The organism is Psychrobacter sp. DAB_AL43B (assembly GCF_900168255.1).
Taxonomy (GTDB): domain Bacteria; phylum Pseudomonadota; class Gammaproteobacteria; order Pseudomonadales; family Moraxellaceae; genus Psychrobacter.
The window spans coordinates 213571-230017 of sequence record NZ_LT799838.1 but is presented as its reverse complement, the minus strand read 5'-3'; the positions used below and the strand labels follow the sequence as shown (position 1 = coordinate 230017).

14 protein-coding genes and 1 tRNA gene are annotated in these 16447 nt (G+C 42.5%); 5 read left to right on the top strand and 10 right to left on the bottom strand.

Features of this window, described 5'->3' with window-relative positions:
• Nucleotides 1-38: 38 nt before the first annotated feature.
• A tRNA-Ser gene (locus tag DABAL43B_RS01015) sits at nucleotides 39-128 on the bottom strand.
• A gap of 247 nt (nucleotides 129-375) precedes the next feature.
• Here DABAL43B_RS01015 and DABAL43B_RS01005 point away from each other — a divergent pair.
• A complete protein-coding gene (locus DABAL43B_RS01005) occupies nucleotides 376-1170 on the top strand; it encodes a hydroxymethylpyrimidine/phosphomethylpyrimidine kinase (protein ID WP_079690673.1) in 795 nt (264 codons plus the stop codon).
• Nucleotides 1171-1402: 232 nt separating this feature from the next.
• On the opposite strand, the gene DABAL43B_RS01000 is transcribed toward DABAL43B_RS01005, so the two are convergent.
• From DABAL43B_RS01000 to ppx, 5 genes are all read right to left on the bottom strand, one after another.
• Complete coding sequence (locus tag DABAL43B_RS01000; RefSeq protein WP_079690672.1) at nucleotides 1403-1972, bottom strand: YggT family protein; 570 nt, start codon at nucleotides 1970-1972, stop codon at nucleotides 1403-1405.
• A 122-nt stretch (nucleotides 1973-2094) separates the two neighbouring features.
• Nucleotides 2095-2928 carry a pyrroline-5-carboxylate reductase gene (proC, locus tag DABAL43B_RS00995; protein WP_079690671.1) on the bottom strand — a complete coding sequence of 278 codons (834 nt, stop codon included), beginning with the start codon at nucleotides 2926-2928 and terminating at the stop codon, nucleotides 2095-2097.
• A 180-nt stretch (nucleotides 2929-3108) separates the two neighbouring features.
• Nucleotides 3109-4692, bottom strand: a complete 1584-nt coding sequence (gene tilS / locus DABAL43B_RS00990; RefSeq protein WP_079690670.1) for a tRNA lysidine(34) synthetase TilS — start codon at nucleotides 4690-4692, stop codon at nucleotides 3109-3111.
• Between the two features lie 192 nt (nucleotides 4693-4884).
• On the bottom strand, nucleotides 4885-5688 hold the full coding sequence (locus DABAL43B_RS00985; RefSeq protein ID WP_079690669.1) for an acetyl-CoA carboxylase carboxyltransferase subunit alpha: 804 nt from the start codon (nucleotides 5686-5688) through the stop codon (nucleotides 4885-4887).
• A 228-nt stretch (nucleotides 5689-5916) separates the two neighbouring features.
• Nucleotides 5917-7443 (bottom strand): exopolyphosphatase, encoded by a 1527-nt coding sequence (gene ppx / locus DABAL43B_RS00980; RefSeq protein ID WP_079690668.1) that lies wholly within the window; start codon nucleotides 7441-7443, stop codon nucleotides 5917-5919.
• Nucleotides 7444-7928: 485 nt separating this feature from the next.
• Here ppx and DABAL43B_RS00975 point away from each other — a divergent pair, with 485 nt between their 5' ends.
• Nucleotides 7929-8351: a DUF962 domain-containing protein gene (locus DABAL43B_RS00975; protein WP_227516714.1), complete on the top strand. Its 423-nt coding sequence runs from the start codon at nucleotides 7929-7931 to the stop codon at nucleotides 8349-8351.
• Nucleotides 8352-8433: 82 nt separating this feature from the next.
• Here the strand turns inward: DABAL43B_RS00975 and hemL are convergent, their stop codons facing one another.
• Together hemL and DABAL43B_RS00965 are read right to left on the bottom strand one after the other, a co-directional pair.
• On the bottom strand, nucleotides 8434-9735 hold the full coding sequence (gene hemL, locus DABAL43B_RS00970; protein WP_079690667.1) for a glutamate-1-semialdehyde 2,1-aminomutase: 1302 nt from the start codon (nucleotides 9733-9735) through the stop codon (nucleotides 8434-8436).
• 110 nt (nucleotides 9736-9845) lie between these two features.
• Nucleotides 9846-10199 (bottom strand): zinc ribbon domain-containing protein YjdM, encoded by a 354-nt coding sequence (locus DABAL43B_RS00965; protein ID WP_079692981.1) that lies wholly within the window; start codon nucleotides 10197-10199, stop codon nucleotides 9846-9848.
• A gap of 320 nt (nucleotides 10200-10519) precedes the next feature.
• Here DABAL43B_RS00965 and DABAL43B_RS00960 point away from each other — a divergent pair, with 320 nt between their 5' ends.
• A complete protein-coding gene (locus tag DABAL43B_RS00960; RefSeq protein WP_079690666.1) occupies nucleotides 10520-11266 on the top strand; it encodes a YgfZ/GcvT domain-containing protein in 747 nt (248 codons plus the stop codon).
• A gap of 55 nt (nucleotides 11267-11321) precedes the next feature.
• The gene (locus DABAL43B_RS00955; RefSeq protein ID WP_079690665.1) at nucleotides 11322-12641 is read left to right on the top strand and encodes a D-amino acid dehydrogenase; all 1320 of its coding nucleotides are present in this window, start codon (nucleotides 11322-11324) and stop codon (nucleotides 12639-12641) included.
• Nucleotides 12642-12712: 71 nt separating this feature from the next.
• On the opposite strand, the gene DABAL43B_RS00950 is transcribed toward DABAL43B_RS00955, so the two are convergent.
• A complete protein-coding gene (locus tag DABAL43B_RS00950) occupies nucleotides 12713-14761 on the bottom strand; it encodes a molybdopterin oxidoreductase family protein (protein WP_264753827.1) in 2049 nt (682 codons plus the stop codon).
• A 3-nt stretch (nucleotides 14762-14764) separates the two neighbouring features.
• Entirely contained in the window at nucleotides 14765-14941 is a 177-nt protein-coding gene (locus DABAL43B_RS14435; RefSeq protein WP_264753826.1) for a hypothetical protein, read from the bottom strand.
• A gap of 498 nt (nucleotides 14942-15439) precedes the next feature.
• Here DABAL43B_RS14435 and DABAL43B_RS00945 point away from each other — a divergent pair, with 498 nt between their 5' ends.
• Nucleotides 15440-15643: a CsbD family protein gene (locus DABAL43B_RS00945; protein ID WP_079690664.1), complete on the top strand. Its 204-nt coding sequence runs from the start codon at nucleotides 15440-15442 to the stop codon at nucleotides 15641-15643.
• Nucleotides 15644-16447: the final 804 nt, after the last annotated feature.

Genomic DNA, 16447 nt, shown 5'->3' with positions numbered 1-16447 from the left:
TTAAATTGCATTACAACTCTACTAATAAACCGAATAAATGGCGGTGAAGGAGGGATTCGAACCCTCGATACGCTTACACGTATGGTTCCTTAGCAGGGAACTGGTTTCAGCCACTCACCCACTTCACCGAACGATATAAAACGCTTATCAAAATATTTTTTGATAAAAAACACTTCTTTAAACACAGTATCAATGCTAATGATACGTCTTATGCCGTGGGCGGTATTATAGCAAAGCCCAAACGAATTGCAAGCATTGTCTGCCTTTTTAAGCATCCTTTTTTCATAATGATAAATTTATAGGACTTTATGGATTTTTTAGTAGTGGATAGCTATAGTATTCGCTACTTATTATAAAGATATCAAAGGATGTGTTATGCGGCCAGTCGTGTTGTGTTTTTCGGGGTTAGATCCATCCGGTGGTGCTGGATTACAAGCGGATATTGAAGCCATCGGGCAAGCAGGTGCTCATGCTACCATCGCCTGTACAGCGATTACCGTACAAAGCTCGCAGCAGGTCATTGGCTTTGAGGCGTGTGCCGCAAGCTTAGTAAGAGATCAAGCTACCGTAGTGCTCAATGACTTGCCTGTTGCCGTTATCAAGTCAGGCATGCTTGGTACGACTGATAATATCGCCATGCTAACTAACCTATTTGCTGAGCAAGTTATCGCTGCTGGCACACCTTTTGTACTAGACCCAGTATTGGTCGCCAATAGCGGTGGCAGCTTAGGCGATGAGCAAACTTTGGTCACTGCGTTTAGAAAGCTGTTGCCGTATGCCACTTTAATCACGCCAAACACCCATGAGCTACGCGCCTTAAGCGCGGAGCAAGACTTGCATACAGGTGCGCAAAAATTATGCGTCCAAGGTACTCATGCCGTATTAGTTAAAACCTCACATGATTTTGATAGTGGTGATATTGAGCAGTATTTATATATAAAAGGCGAGATGGTACATAAAAGTACCTTGCCACGCTTAGATGGCGAGTTTCATGGCTCTGGCTGTTCGCTAGCAAGCTTTATTGCTGGACGCTTGGCAATGGATGACGCGCTTATCGATGCAGTCAAAGCAGCAGATAGCTGGATTACTCAAACACTGCGTGCCGCTGATGCACCGCACCCTGATGATGCACAAGCACAGCTGATACCCAATCGCTTTGTTCGCTTTTAATCTATTTATTTTTCTATTAATCAATATAATTGATTCACTGAAGAAAAATTCATAGCAGCAGAGTGCTGTTATCAGTATAGTGCAGTTAAAGGTGACGCTCTTTTATATTGAATGGACTATAAACGACAAACATAAAAAAGGCGCTCTAACTTAAGCTAGAGCGCCTTTTTACTTCCTATTTTTACTTCCTGTTTTTTATTCAAACTTTCTTAAGCTGATTAGCCCAGCTAGCTTAGCCCAACATCGGCATAAAGCTTGATGCCAAACCACCGATAAAAATCTCAAGTAGATAAAAGGCAAAAAAGGCAATCATCGGTGATAAATCAATCATTCCTAAGTTTGGCGTAATACGGCGAAACGGTGCCAAAATAGGCTCAGCCAAATTGATAATGATACCAATAATAGGATGCTCAGATCTGGTAAACACTACAATCCAGCTGACGATGATGGAACCAATCACCAAGTAGCGGCACATGCGTAAAAAGTCTAAAACCAAGCTAATAGTACCGGTAAAAAACAGCGGTACAGGACCAATACCTTTATGCGTTAATGCTGCTTTTCCTGCAATATCAATCAGGCGAATCAAAAACATCAGCACAATAGCGGCAATACTGATACGACCTTGTGCAACGGTTGGAAAAATACGTCCAAAGACATCGACAATATGGGTCGCTTTATAAGCAGGCGCAATCATAGGATTGCTGGCGTCCATCCCTGCAAACTGTAGCATAAAACGAATAAACACCAACATCATGGCGAAAGTGGTGACCAAATCAAAAATTTGCAATAACATGTTGTTCATGAAGTGCTACTCAATGTGACATTATTAACGGATTTTAGGATGACGAATGTCATTATCAGGCATTTACTATTACCAATAATAGGCAGCATTTTATGAAAATGCTGCCTATTATTTAGAGATAACTATTTACTCATTTCTTCACTTAATGCTTGGCTGCGATCGTAGCAAGCTTTCATGGCCTCACTAATTTGACGACCAATATCATTGGCTTGCATCGACTCAATCGCGGCTTGGGTAGTACCATTTGGTGAGGTAACCTTGCGACGTAGCTCAGCGGGCGCATCATCACTATCCATCGCCATTTTTGCCGCGCCTAGCATGGTTTGCATCGCGAGCGCTGACGCTTGCTCTTTGTCCAATCCTAAGGCCACTGCCCCATCAACCATCGATTCGATAAAGTAAAACATATAAGCAGGGGCTGAACCTGAAACTGCCGTTACTGCGTGCATGTGCTCTTCGTTATCGACCCACATCACCAGCCCTGACGCTTCCATGACGGCAGTTGCTAATTGCTTTTGCTCAGCAGAGATATCATCAGTACCATAAAGACCAGTGGCACCCATCTGAATCATAGCAGGCGTATTTGGCATCGCGCGTACGATATTGCCATAGCCGCCCAGCATGCTAGATAAAATCTCGGTCGATAACCCTGCCGCTACCGAGATCACTAACTGTTTGTCCAAAACATCAGCAAAATCACTGACCACCGCTTTCATCACTTGCGGCTTGACTGCCAGCACAACAATATCAGCATCGATAACAGCAGCTTTGGCATCCGTCGTTGGATCAACGGTATTCAATCCTTTAGCAGTAAGTTGCTCACGCGCATCGCTATTAGGTTCGGCAACCGTAATTAGACTCGGCTTGATACCGCAGCTCACAAGCCCGCTAATCAAAGCCTGCGCCATATTTCCACCACCGATAAAGCTGATTTTTTTATTATCCAATACTGACATAGATGTCTCCTACTGACCAAATTCAAAGGTATTCAAACTAACATAACGATAGGTAAAATGACACTCAGTTTACCATAATGCTACTAGCCCCGTTTAATAAATTCATGACTGGAACAACGGTCTGAAGCTCACTATAAGTATTTCGGTACGGCCATTAAATCAGCATAAATATATTAATTTTTAAAGGGTTTGATTAAAAATCATATTGCTTTTGATACTTTCAGCAAGCTTTTTATTATCGCTATAAACACTCAAATGTTCAGCGCTTAACACCCAGCTATCAAAAGGTGAAAGTAACAATAAAGGCAACTCTATAGGTATTTCATCTTTTGTATTTCTAAATATAAGAGTCACGACTATCAAACTCTCGCGTAACCATAATGGAATACCCAAGGTTTGATATAGCTTTTTACCAGATTGTGGGCGCGACGCCAGTGCCGTTTGCAAGCGCTGCTTACGATCTAATGGCGCTATTTTTAGTACTGTCTTAAGCGCAATCTCACCTTTATCATTGTTTAATAGCTGCGCCAACGCATTTGGCATAATCTGCAACTGCCAAGTAAAGTTTTGGCTGCTACGTACCGTAATGGATACAAGCTTACTATCACGCAAATTAGTGCCAGTTAAATTAGTCTCAAACAAGGCAGTATTAGACAACGTCTGCGTTTGCTCTACAAGCGGGATTTTAAGCCATGTTAGCCATTCATTACTGAGCCGATAAAGCTGCTCACGATAACGGCGAATGGTATAAGACTGTTTGCGACCTTGCCAAAAAAGCGCCGTTTGATGATCATGATCATGACGTTGACTCAAACTTAATACATCATCGATAAGCTGCTTAGCAGGCGGTAATGGTTCATCTTGACCTAACCAATAGTGCAATAATTGGCGTTGGCGATAAAGCGGTAACTCTGTTAGCTTATCAATATTTAGAACGCGCTGAGCAGACGACAGCTGTAATGGTGCCGCCTCTGTCTGCTGTAAATCTTCTGCTGCTTGTGCATTAACCGTTAATTGCGCATCGCTTAATAACTGCGCACTACGAGCAATATTATCAATAACGTTAGGATTATATTTAGCCAATATCGGCATGATGTCACGGCGCAGTCCGCTACGGACATTATCACCGCCATCATTGGTCGGGTCATCGATATACGGTAGTTTTAAACGCTGAGCATAGGCGCTAATACTGGTGCGCTGTATGGTAAGCCAAGGTCGCCATAAAACAATACGATGCGCACCCTGCGTTTGTACACGCCACGCCTGCATACCCGATAGACCATTAACGCCAGCCCCTTGAATCAGCCGCATCAACACCGTTTCCGCTTGGTCATCAGCATGATGGGCTAACAATAAAACATCGTCTTGATTAATATGGGCACGCATAACATCGTAGCGAGCTTGTCTTGCTGCTTGCTCATCATGACCGTTTACTTGCGCTTGCAAAATAGTGCAAGGTATCTTTTGAGCCTTTGCCCAATTAGCAACATGCATTGCCCAAGCGCCACTATCCGCTTGCAAACCATGATTCACATGCAATAATTGCGGTAAAAACGGCAACTTACCTTGCCAATATAACTGCACACACAGCGCTGCAAGTGCTAATGAATCACGCCCACCACTACAGGCCAGCCAAATTCGGCGACCGTGTAGATTTTCGCCATACTCAGCTAGACTGTTTAATAACGATTTTGCCAAATTATCATCAATCGACAGATCAGCGATTGACTCAATAGGATATGGAAGAATTGCGCTGCTGCTCATCATTAGCCTTATTTATTTGATTACTATCGTTAAAGCACTTCAAACGATACAGTGCTGCTGCTATAAATTAACGAATACCTAGGTTAATAAACACAAAAAAACGCGCCATCAAATGACACGTTTTTATTTTAACATTAAGCGCAAACCTCTAGTGCTAAAAGCTGCTCACTAGCTATTAAGAATGACGGAGCACTAGCAAGGCAACATCACTTCTGAGTTAAAAGATTTGAACTTCTCATAACGCAGCTCACAACGATCGTGCGCATCTAAATTCTCAAGCTCATTCAATTGCTCAACGAGTAATGCTTTTAGCGCATTCATCACGGGCTGTGGCTGAATGTGGGCGCCCTCGCCTTCGTCGATAACCGCATCAATCAAACCCATTTCATATAGATTGATGGCATTTAATTTTAAAGCTTCACTGGCATCTTGCGCTTTTTCAGCCGTTTTCCATAGGATGGAAGCACAACCTTCAGGAGAGATGACCGAATAAATGCTATTTTGTAGCATATTTACTTTATCACCAACGCCAATCGCCAACGCCCCACCTGAGCCGCCTTCGCCAATGATGGTGACGATGATAGGAACTTTGAGGCTTGAAAATACAGCGATGCTCTCGGCGATAGCCTGCGCTTGTCCACGCTCTTCCGCACCGATACCAGGATAGGCGCCTTGAGTATCGACAAAGGTCATGACTGGAATATTAAAACGCTCAGCCATTTTGACCAAACGAATGATTTTGCGATAGCCTTCAGGATTGGCCATACCAAAGTTATGGGCGATACGCTCGCGCGTACTGCGACCACGGTGTTGGCCAACGACCATCACTGGCATACCATTTAGGCGCGCAAGTCCACCAAGGATTGCCTTGTCATCAGCAAAAGCACGGTCGCCATGCAACTCATCAAATTCGGTAAACAGCTGATTCACATAGTCCATAAACAATGGACGTTTGGCATGCCGTGCAAGCTGAACGCTATCCCAGACGGTACTCATAGACGCTTCCCTTTCATAATTATGTTTAATAGAGTTATGTTTAATAATGGCATCGTTATCGCTTTTAGGATAATGAAAGTACAGTTGTAAACTCAATAAAAACTATAATAGCACATCTTATATGCCATAACATTACCGACAACGCAGCTTTTGTTACGTTAGTTTTAGCCAAATAACGATTAAATCGCTCATGAGTTTCAGCCTATATTGGTTTCACCCTATAAATATTTAAACCTCAATGACGCTCAGCTTAATGCCCCATTTAGCAAATTGTTCAATTTCAGTATACAAATCTGATAATAAGAAAGCATAGTGCTCACTACTATCGGCAACCGTGATTTCCCAGCGGTGCTCATCGACTACTTTTAGCGTTAATGCTGGTAATTCATACTCACTGCGACTGTGGTGCGCCAGTACCGCTAAACGTAGCAGCAGACAGAGATAAACCAGCTGATCGCCGCCAATCACACAAGTCTGCTCCAACATATCAGCTTTAAGCTTACGCCGATGATTGAGCATCAACTGCGCCATACGTTTTTGATCGACTTGCGAAAACCCTGGAATGTCAGAATATTCCATCAAATAAGCGCTGTGTTTATGATAGCTACTATGAGCAATCGCCAGCCCTATTTCGTGTAAAAAAGCGGCCCGCCTAAGTAGATCACCATCTTCGGTGCTGAGCGCAAGCTTTTCTTGAACTTGTTCAAAGAGAATACGACTGGTTTTGACCACTTGCTTAGCCTGCTTTTTATCACCTGAGTAGCGCTTAATCAGCGCCAGCACGCTACGGTCACGCACATCTTCGCTAGCAAAGCGTCCGAGCATGTCATACATGACCCCTTCGCGTAGCGCGCCATCCGAGTAAGTAATGGTCTCAACGCCCAGCACCTTCATGACTGCCCGTAACACCGCAACGCCTGCTGGGAATACCGCTTTACGGTGCTCTTTGACCCCTTCTAAATCGATATCATCGACGTTGCCAATTTTCAGCAGTAATTTTTCTAACTTTTTGACGCCTTTATAAGTGATGCGTTCTTGTTCATCGGCCCAGCCTTTAGAGACAAGGACATTACGCACCGCTTTAATCGTACCGCTCGAGCCAACGACACTACTCCAGCCCACCTTTTGGTAGCGACCATTAATCGCAAGCACTTCTTTACGCGCACCTGAGATTGCATTATGAAAGGCTTCTTTGGTAATCATTCCGTCAGCAAAATACTTCTGGGTAAAAGCGACACAACCCATCTGTAAGCTCTCGGTCAATAGCGGATCAAACTCTTGACCAATGATAAATTCTGTCGAACCACCACCGATATCAATGACCAAACGCTTGTCACTACTGGCATTGGTGTGCGAGACGCCCAAATAAATCAAACGCGCCTCTTCTCGTCCCGCAATAATTTCAATGGGCTTGGGTAAAATTTTATTCGCACGATCAATAAAATCATTGGCATTTTTGGCTTGGCGTAAAGCGTTGGTCGCGACAATGCGAATACGCTCAGGCGGCACCGAGTCTAAACGAGCTACAAAACGGCTCAAACATTCAAGACCACGCTTTTCAGCAGCAGCACCTAAAATATTATGCTCATCCAAGCCTGCCGCTAACTGCACCTTTTCAGACATAGAAACCACTTTTCGCACCTCACCATGGTCGAGACGAGCAATGGCTAGGTGAAAACTGTTGGAGCCAATATCAATGGCTGCCATCATTTCATCTTCGGCGAGTGGTGGGTTTTTTAGGTAGTCTTTGGGCATAAGAGAAGTCGTTACCATGTTAGATAAAAAAATAGAGTATTTAAAAGATATCGTGCTTTTAAAATAGAGCATCTACTAGATAAAAAAGTAATCACACTCAGGAATTAAAAACATCAAACTGATATAAATTCGCAATGAAAGAGAGCTATTAATATAAATAGCCCTGTATTGCTCTTAAATAAAATCAATTATATCGCAATTTTTGCCATTAAAGCACTTATGCCAAACGCTGGCAAGTAAGCGGCTACCATAGCTAAACACTGGTTAGGAATTGATTAAACCGTTGTTAAATAAGAAAGTCTCAATTCACTCCTAGCACTTGTTTTACCAGTAGCAGTTTGCTACATTAAAAGTTCCTTATATTGTAATAAAGAACAAGTACTTACCCGTAACAACAATGGTGTATGCAATAAAAAACCATCCCTATTTTGCCTTATAGACTCATCACGGACTGATGAGAAATAACCAGCAAGGAAGCCAAAACCATGAACCAGACCATGAACCCAACTACCATCCAAAAATCGCCCGCCAAGACTACAATCGCTAAGGAAGTTAGTAATAGCACGCTTGTAAAAGTAAACAACCCAGCCAAACAGAAATTTTATGACTTTTATTTGGATGAACATCAAAATATGGCGTGCCGTCGGCTGCATTTTGCGGGTAGTAGCTTTGGTTTAATAGGACTCGCAAAATCTATTAAGAATCGCTCAGCAAAACCATTGCTTAAAGGTATTGCTGCAGGATACGCCTGTGCTTGGGTTGGACATTTTTTCTTTGAAAAAAACAAACCGGCCTCTTTTAAATTTCCATTAAAAAGTTTTGCCAGCGATTTTCGGATGTATGGAGATGTGCTGCGCGGTAATTTAAGCTTAAAAGACAGGAAACTCGATAAGGTACATGTAAGTTAAGAATATTATTTATTTTTAATAAAAAAACCAGCATGATTTCTCGTACTGGTTTTTTTAAGCGTCTGAGTTTTAAATAAACTCGTTACGCCTTTGCCATTTCTGTAAATATCTCATCCGCTGCTTTAATAGATGCTTCGATATCTGCATCGCTATGCTTGATAGACATAAAGCCTGCTTCATAAGCAGACGGTGCCAGATAAATACCACGATCGAGCATACCGTGGAAGAAGGTATTAAATACCTCCATATCACACTCTGTCACTTCATCAAAATTCTTTGGTGCGGCAGTTTCATTGTCTTTAACAAAGAACATGCCAAACATACCGCCCAATTTATTGGTGCGTAGGTTAATGCCATGTTTGTCAGCAGCAGCTTGGAAACCGTCAACGAGCTGGTCTACTTTCGCTGCTAATTCATCATAAAAGCCGTCTACCGTTAAATCTTCAAACATCGCGATACCAGCACGCATCGCTAGTGGATTACCGGATAACGTACCTGCTTGATAAACACCACCCAGTGGCGCGATACAAGACATCACATCCTTTTTACCACCAAAGGCACCAACCGGCAAGCCAGCACCGATGATTTTACCAAAGCAGGTCAAATCAGGGTCAATACCAAAGTGCGCTTGTGCACCGCCAAGTCCAACACGAAAGCCTGTCATCACTTCATCAAAAACCAATACTGCCCCGTTCGCCGTACACTCTGCACGCAACGTATCATGAAATTCTTGGGTAGGAATAACCATGTTCATGTTGCCAGCGATTGGCTCAACGATAACACAAGCAATCTCTTCGCCCCATTTCTCAAAGCAATCTTTTATCGCTTGTGGATCATTATAACGGAGGGTAATAGTATGCTTGGCAAAATCTGCTGGAACACCTTTAGAAGTTGGCTCGCCGATATCGAGCATGCCTGAGCCAGCTTTGACCAACAAACTGTCTGAGTGCCCATGATAACAGCCTTCGAACTTGACGATTTTATCACGTCCGGTATAGCCGCGTGCCAAACGGATGGCACTCATGGTCGCTTCTGTACCTGAGCTGGTCATGCGAATCATCTCAACGCTTGGGACGATTTCACAAATTTTATCAGCAACGGTCGTTTCAAATGGCGTTGGCGTCCCAAAGCTGAGTCCATCGTCAGCGGCTTTTTTGACCGCATCAATAACTTTTGGATGCGCATGACCCAAAATCATCGGACCCCAAGAGCCAACATAATCAATATAAGCGTTGTCTTCGGTATCATAAATCTTGCTACCATTAGCGCGGTGCATAAAAATCGGTGTGCCACCGACGCCAGCAAAAGCACGGACTGGCGAGTTTACGCCACCGGGAATATGTTTGCGCGCTTGGGCAAAAAGTTGTTCGTTTTTGGTGCTCATAATTATTCTCTATTTATTATTTCTTTAATATTGGTTCTTTAGTATTTTATATCGCTGATTGAATATTGTTGATCAAACAATTAGATGCAACCACGTTTAAGCTGAACAATTTAAGCTTTTTTAACCACAGATGATTTAAGCTTCATCGGACCAAAGCCATCAAGTTTGCAGTCGATATCATGACCATCAGATGCATCAGGAAGTAGGCGAATATTTTTTGCCTTTGTACCAACTTTTATAATGGTTGAAGAGCCTTTAACTTTTAAGTCTTTAATGACAGTAACGGTATCGCCATCTTGTAATTCATTACCGACTGCATCACGAATGACCGCATCTTGGTCTTCAGCTTGCGCGACATCGGTCTCTGACGCTGTCCATTCATGAGCGCACATCGGGCATACCAGTAACGCGCCATCTTCATACGTATATTCAGCATCACATTTCGGACAATTTGGTAAGCTCATAATTCCCTCGGCAGCCATCATAAATTAGGTTTATTGTAGAGCCTATATTGTACCGTAACTCGCCACCTTTAACCAATCGCTTCGGTTGTAAGCGTAGCAACCGCCTCAATTTACGATTAACCTTACCTCATAGCCATGACATAGTTATGGCGTCATTATGACGTTTTTTATCACGGTGTTTTTTGTGGTACTCTTCTTTGGCCTAATTTGGTTTTATAAACATTTACCTTTAAACGATAAAAATTTAAATAAATGCTTTAATAAGACCATTTTAATAACCATATCATGATCAATAAACGTTTATAAATAGGATAATAATAATGACTCAAACTACCCTCTCATCAACAGCATTGCCACAATTTTCTCAATTAACCATCCAAGGCGAGGATGCCGAAAAATTCTTACAAGGACAGTTAACTTGTGACATCACCAAGCTCGGACTTAGCTATCAGGCAGCGGCCATCGGTAACTTAAAAGGTCGAATTGAATTTGGACTTTGGATTAAAAAACAAGCCGAAAAGCAATATGATGTGGTCATTAGTGCAGATTGTGCAGATTCATTCAAAACACATTTAAATAAATATGGGGCATTTTCAAAGTTTGAGACTAGCGCGCCCATTGCTATTTATCCGTGCGTTTTGGATGAGGTGCCAACGTTTAGCCACACTGATGAGAAATGTGATACGTTGCAGTGGATGGCTCGTAGTCTTGCTATTGGTAACTATTGGATAGTCGCAGCCACCCAAGGCGAGTTCCAACCACAAGAGCTGCGCCTACATCAGCGCGGTGGTATGGACTACGATAAAGGCTGTTATTTGGGTCAAGAAGTTATTGCGCGTATTTACTTTAAGTCTGCACCAAAAGCGTTTCTTCACTATGTTAAAGGCTCAGGTGACGTGCCAGCAGCGGGTGACAAGCTAGAAAAAATTCAGGTGGTTAATGCTATTTCTACAGCTCAAGGCTTTGAAGCTTTAGTGGTTGCCCGCCCAGAACATTTGGCTGATAGTAATTTAACCGTACTAGAATTACCGCTCGCCCTACAAGCGGATGTTGCTCGTCCCAAGTAAAACCAAACACTAAGCAGGCTCTCACCTAATTTTATCAATCGCAGCAGAGTAATTTATGACCCATATTGCGGTACTCGGAGCAGGCGTAGTGGGCGTGACCACCGCATGGTATCTTCGCCAAGCAGGCTATGATGTAACCGTAATTGAACGTGAATCTGCTGCTGGCATGCAAACCTCCTTTGCCAACGGTGGTCAAATTTCAGTCTCGCATGCCACGCCTTGGGCAAACCCTACGACCCCGATGAAGGCACTCAAATGGTTATTTAGAGAAGATGCGCCGCTGCTTTATCGCTTGCGGGCAGATAAGGCGCAACTTAAATGGGCGATGCAATTTTTGCAAGAGTGCCGCGCCGATCGTGCAGATGCTAATTTGGTACAAATGGTACGCTTGGGTCTGTATTCAAGAGATGCTTTGCAGCAGCTGCGTGCTGATATCGGTATTAATTATGAGCAGCAAACACGTGGTATTATGCACTTTTATACCAATCAAGCTGAGTTTGATGCCGCCATTGCCCCAACTGAGCGCATGCAAGCGCTTGGCTGCGAGCGTTATGTGATTGACATTAATAATGCCGTCAGTCTTGAGCCAGCACTTTACCCCATTGCTCATAAACTCACAGGGGCAACTTATACCAGCCGTGATGAGTCAGGCAATGCGCACTTATTTACCCAGCATTTAGCAGAGTACTGCATCGAGGCTGGCGTGAAGTTTTTATACGATACTGAGGTTTTAGCCGTCAATGCGGATGCTCACTCTGCTCATCCGCACGTACATAGTATTACCATTCGACCCAAGGGCGAAAACGCGCAAACCTTTAGCGCTGATAGTTATGTATTAGCGCTTGGTAGTTATAGCGTGCCGCTAATGAAGCCACTCAATATGCATCTGCCTATTTTCCCTGCTAAAGGTTATTCTGCGACCTATCAAGTCAACCCACGAGCACCGCACTTAGCGCCTTTTGTCAGCTTGATTGATGACGAATTTAAGCTAGTCACCTCGCGTCTTGGTGATAAATTACGGGTCGCTGGGACGGCAGAATTTAATGGTTATAATCTAGACTTAAATAGCACACGCTGTGAAGCCATCACTCGCCGTGTGCAGCAATTATTTCCTAAAGGCATCATTGCCAACTCAGTGCAATATTGGACAGGTCTACGTCCGATGACACCATCAAATGTGCCGTTAATAGGACGCGCCCATATGGGCCACGTGCGACATGGCAGTCAGAATACAAACGCTACTTTTGATAACTTATGGCTTAATACCGGCCATGGTACGCTTGGCTGGACGCATGCTTGTGGTTCAGCTAAAGCGGTTAGTTTATTAATACAAGGCAAAAAACCAGCAGTCGATTTTGATTTTGTTGGTATCTAAGTTCAGTCTTAAACAAATGATAGGCTTAAAAAAGGCGCTTACTATATTAAAGCTTATAGTTTATGACAGTGCTATGCAGCACTACTGGGTTCAGCGTCAGAATTGGTTGTGTCTAAATCACTAATATCTAAATCGGCAGCTTCTAAATTAATGTCTTCTAGCTCAATCGCTTCTAATTGCACAGGTACACCGTTTACAGCAGCATTACCACTCAGCTGATCGATTAAAGTATCGTCGGTCAAATCATTAACACTGACGCCTGCATGCGCTTGAGCAATCTTTTGCTTGACGCCTTTACGACCATGTCCAAAACCATGCGGAATACTCACCACCCCCGGCATCAGCTCATCAGTAACTTCTGCTGCGATAACCACGCTACCGACGCGCGATGTTACTTTGACATCTTGACCATCTTCGATGCCATATTGCGCAGCCGTCTCAGGATGCAGCATTAAGGTGCAACGTGGCTTGCCTTTGACCAAACGATAACTATTGTGCAACCACGAATTATTACTGCGGACATGGCGACGACCTATCAATAAAATCTGACTGTCATCATAATCTTGCATCATCGCTTGCACACGCACCAAATCCGCTTGATAAAAATCAATATTGAGATGAATCTGTTTATCTTTATACTTTAAAGCTTCTGGCAACATAGTTTTGAGCGGCCCTAAATCCAGACCATGAGGGTTTTTCTTCAATTTCTTAAGCGTCATGCCAGCATAAGGCCCACGCCTCAATCCTTGATCGAGTAAGAATTTTGGCCCTAAAGTTTTCGTTAACAAGCGTTCCACTTTGGTCGCTACAGATACTTTTTTATCCAAACGCTTTGCCAGCTCTAAATAAATTTGCCAATCATGTTTGTCGTTTTTATTTTTATTAAACAAAGCTTTGGAATATTTAGCGACGTTATGTACCGCAAAGTTATTAAAGGTAACGTCATAGTGGTCGCGCTCTAGCGGTGATACTGGCGGCAAAACGATGTTGGCATGGCGGCTCGTTTCATTGACAAAATAGTCAATAGCAACCATAAAATCTAGCTGTGCAAAAGCTTTATCTAATTTTTCACCGTTGGGCGTACTCAAAACAGGGTTTCCCGCGACGCTAATAAATCCTTTTAATTGCCCCTCACCTGCTACTAACATCTCATCGCTCATGGCAACCACGGGATAATCACCATTGAAATCAGGAAGCTTACTCACTCGGCTATGGCGTTTACCTAAATAGCCTGGGCCAGAATTATTCACCACATCGAGCGCAGGATTTGGGAACATTAAGCCGCCAATCTCATCCAAACGACCGGTAACGATGTCAATCACCATAATCAGATATTGACTCAATAAGCCAAATTCTTGTACAGATACGCCCATACGACCATAACAGACCGAACTTTGTGCTTCACAGAACTCTTTTACTAAGCGCTTGATTTCGATTGCGGTTATACCGGTAATATCGGCAACTGACTCTGCGCTATAATCTTTGGCAAAATCTGCCAGTCGCTCAATCTCTGGCGCAAGTGCTACGGCTCTATTATTGATCTGTGCTTTCTTGGCATAGCCTTGCAGGTAGATTTCATTGAGCATTGCTAATAATAACAACACATCGGTGGCTGGACGAATAAAGTGATGTTCACTGGCGATATCTGCTGTTTCTGTACGCCTTGGGTCAATGACTACCACCTTACCATTGCGCGCTTTTATATCTTTTAGCTTTTGGCGCATATTCGGTGCAGTCATAATGCTGCCGTTAGATGCCAGCGGATTGCCGCCAATGATGAGCATATACTGCGTACGATTGACATCAGGCACAGGAATACGCAGCATATGGCCAAATAAATGCATGCTAACAATATGATGCGGTAATTGATCGACGGAAGTAGCAGAGAAACGACTGCGGGTTTTCAGACTACTTAATAGATGTTTAATGGTCAGCATGCCGCCCATGTTATGCACATTTGGATTTCCCAGATAAATACCAAGGGCATTTTGTCCGTATTGCTTTTGCACCGTTTGAATACCTTTGGCGACTTTATCAAGTGCGTCAGGCCAGCTTATTTCTTTCCAGCCATTGGCCGTTCTTTCAACAGGATAGCGCAGGCGATCAGGATCTTCATGCAAATCTTACAAGGCAGTTGCTTTTGGGCAAATATAGCCCTTAGAAAAAGGATCGTCTTTATCACCTTTAATGGACAAGACTTTTTCATCATCGTGCTTGATGACAATACCGCACATCGCTTCGCATAAATTGCAGGTTCTCAAATGTGTTAGTTCACGGGTTTTAGTCTGTCCACTGCTCATGGTCACGCTCCCTGTTGTTTTATATTATCATTCTCAATAGATCGATGATAAATTCCTTTTTAAGACTTTATTTGCTGACAGTCTATTCTTTACTATATCTCGCTGGCACTCTAACTCATAGTCAAATGTGTGCACGGTAGTTACGCGCATGAGTTACGTACAACGCTGATAAAACGCCCTGACTATTACACAATGCTACTGCCCATAACATAGTCATGGTTTTTATCATAATCGAGTAACAGTAAAAACATTGTCCATACAGACAAAGTGTTTTGAAATTCATATATTGGTATCACAAGTTAGCTATTGGCTGATTGTGAAGTATTTAGAACGCTAGAAGCAAGGTACTTAAAAACAGTACAGAGTAAGCAATAAGAATCATAAATAATAACTTGGATATCAAAGCGTTATACATCCTATTCACTTAGTCTCCTAAAGATTAGTTTTCTAAAGACAAGGTAATGTAAAAACGCAATAACTAGAATAAGGAATATATCAATGAACGAACATACCCTGAAAGGCGAATGGAAACAGATGAAAGGTTCAGTAAAGCAAAAATGGGCTGATCTTACTGATGATGACTTATTACATGTTGAAGGTAGCCGTGACAAGCTAGTCGGTAAAGTGCAAGAGCGTTATGGTCATAGTAAAGATGATGCTGAACGTGAAGTAGATGCATGGCGCACTGAAAATAATTACTAGTAAAAAAGCAAACATTTTAAACGAAGGCCGCATTATTTTTTAATGCGGTTTTTTTATACTTTATTTATTAGTGAGCGTTTATGAAAGATATAGGTGATGGAAGATAAAGTGCAAAGCCCAGACACAATAAAGCCGCATAGCAACGAATTGCTATGCGGCTTTATTGTTAACTATCCATGTTACCCATCACGACTCTAATCACTGCATCCTTGCAAGATATTGAGTATATTGTGACAGTCGGGCATCCTGCCCATTTTTTCTTACTAGTATTGGCATTAACTGCCTTCAACACGGGTTATGTGTCCTGATTCCAATCGCTGTTATCATCCTGATGCTAGTGATTGAAGTATTATCCTTAATACGGTTAACTCAATCCTTGAGTCACATTCCCTTATGCCGTGTGTGTATAGTGTCAAATTATTAGCCTACTGTTAAGTCGCGTAAGCGTCTTTGCATGTAAGCATATGCTTACGTCAGCTTAAAACCAAATACCAATAACTACATAACCTTATGATAATTATAGCTTTATCATAACACCCTATTATCGAAGTACTATAAAAATAATCTGAAGTTTAAAAGTGTTAGCGATGTTTGTGGTTATTAACAACACCTTGGTGACTTAAAGTATCGAATGCTTACGCAATTATTTGCAAAATTTACAACTTATTAACACCAATGACATGTGGTAATGAGTTTTAGGTCTTACTATGTACATGTAAGAAAACATTTCGAAAAAATTAAAAAAAAGAACAAACATCGATAATCTACAATAATAGTTTTAGCATCATTTATGATTGTTAAGCG

Bases quoted from the DNA above. Each gene is read 5' to 3' on its own strand.
- DABAL43B_RS01005 (WP_079690673.1), top strand. From the start codon at position 376: ATGCGGCCAGTCGTGTTGTGTTTTTCGGGGTTAGATCCATCCGGTGGT.
- DABAL43B_RS01000 (WP_079690672.1), bottom strand. From the start codon at position 1,972: ATGAACAACATGTTATTGCAAATTTTTGATTTGGTCACCACTTTCGCC.
- proC (WP_079690671.1), bottom strand. From the start codon at position 2,928: ATGTCAGTATTGGATAATAAAAAAATCAGCTTTATCGGTGGTGGAAAT.
- tilS (WP_079690670.1), bottom strand. From the start codon at position 4,692: ATGAGCAGCAGCGCAATTCTTCCATATCCTATTGAGTCAATCGCTGAT.
- DABAL43B_RS00985 (WP_079690669.1), bottom strand. From the start codon at position 5,688: ATGAGTACCGTCTGGGATAGCGTTCAGCTTGCACGGCATGCCAAACGT.
- ppx (WP_079690668.1), bottom strand. From the start codon at position 7,443: ATGCCCAAAGACTACCTAAAAAACCCACCACTCGCCGAAGATGAAATG.
- DABAL43B_RS00975 (WP_227516714.1), top strand. From the start codon at position 7,929: ATGAACCAGACCATGAACCCAACTACCATCCAAAAATCGCCCGCCAAG.
- hemL (WP_079690667.1), bottom strand. From the start codon at position 9,735: ATGAGCACCAAAAACGAACAACTTTTTGCCCAAGCGCGCAAACATATT.
- DABAL43B_RS00965 (WP_079692981.1), bottom strand. From the start codon at position 10,199: ATGAGCTTACCAAATTGTCCGAAATGTGATGCTGAATATACGTATGAA.
- DABAL43B_RS00960 (WP_079690666.1), top strand. From the start codon at position 10,520: ATGACTCAAACTACCCTCTCATCAACAGCATTGCCACAATTTTCTCAA.
- DABAL43B_RS00955 (WP_079690665.1), top strand. From the start codon at position 11,322: ATGACCCATATTGCGGTACTCGGAGCAGGCGTAGTGGGCGTGACCACC.
- DABAL43B_RS14435 (WP_264753826.1), bottom strand. From the start codon at position 14,941: ATGAGCAGTGGACAGACTAAAACCCGTGAACTAACACATTTGAGAACC.
- DABAL43B_RS00945 (WP_079690664.1), top strand. From the start codon at position 15,440: ATGAACGAACATACCCTGAAAGGCGAATGGAAACAGATGAAAGGTTCA.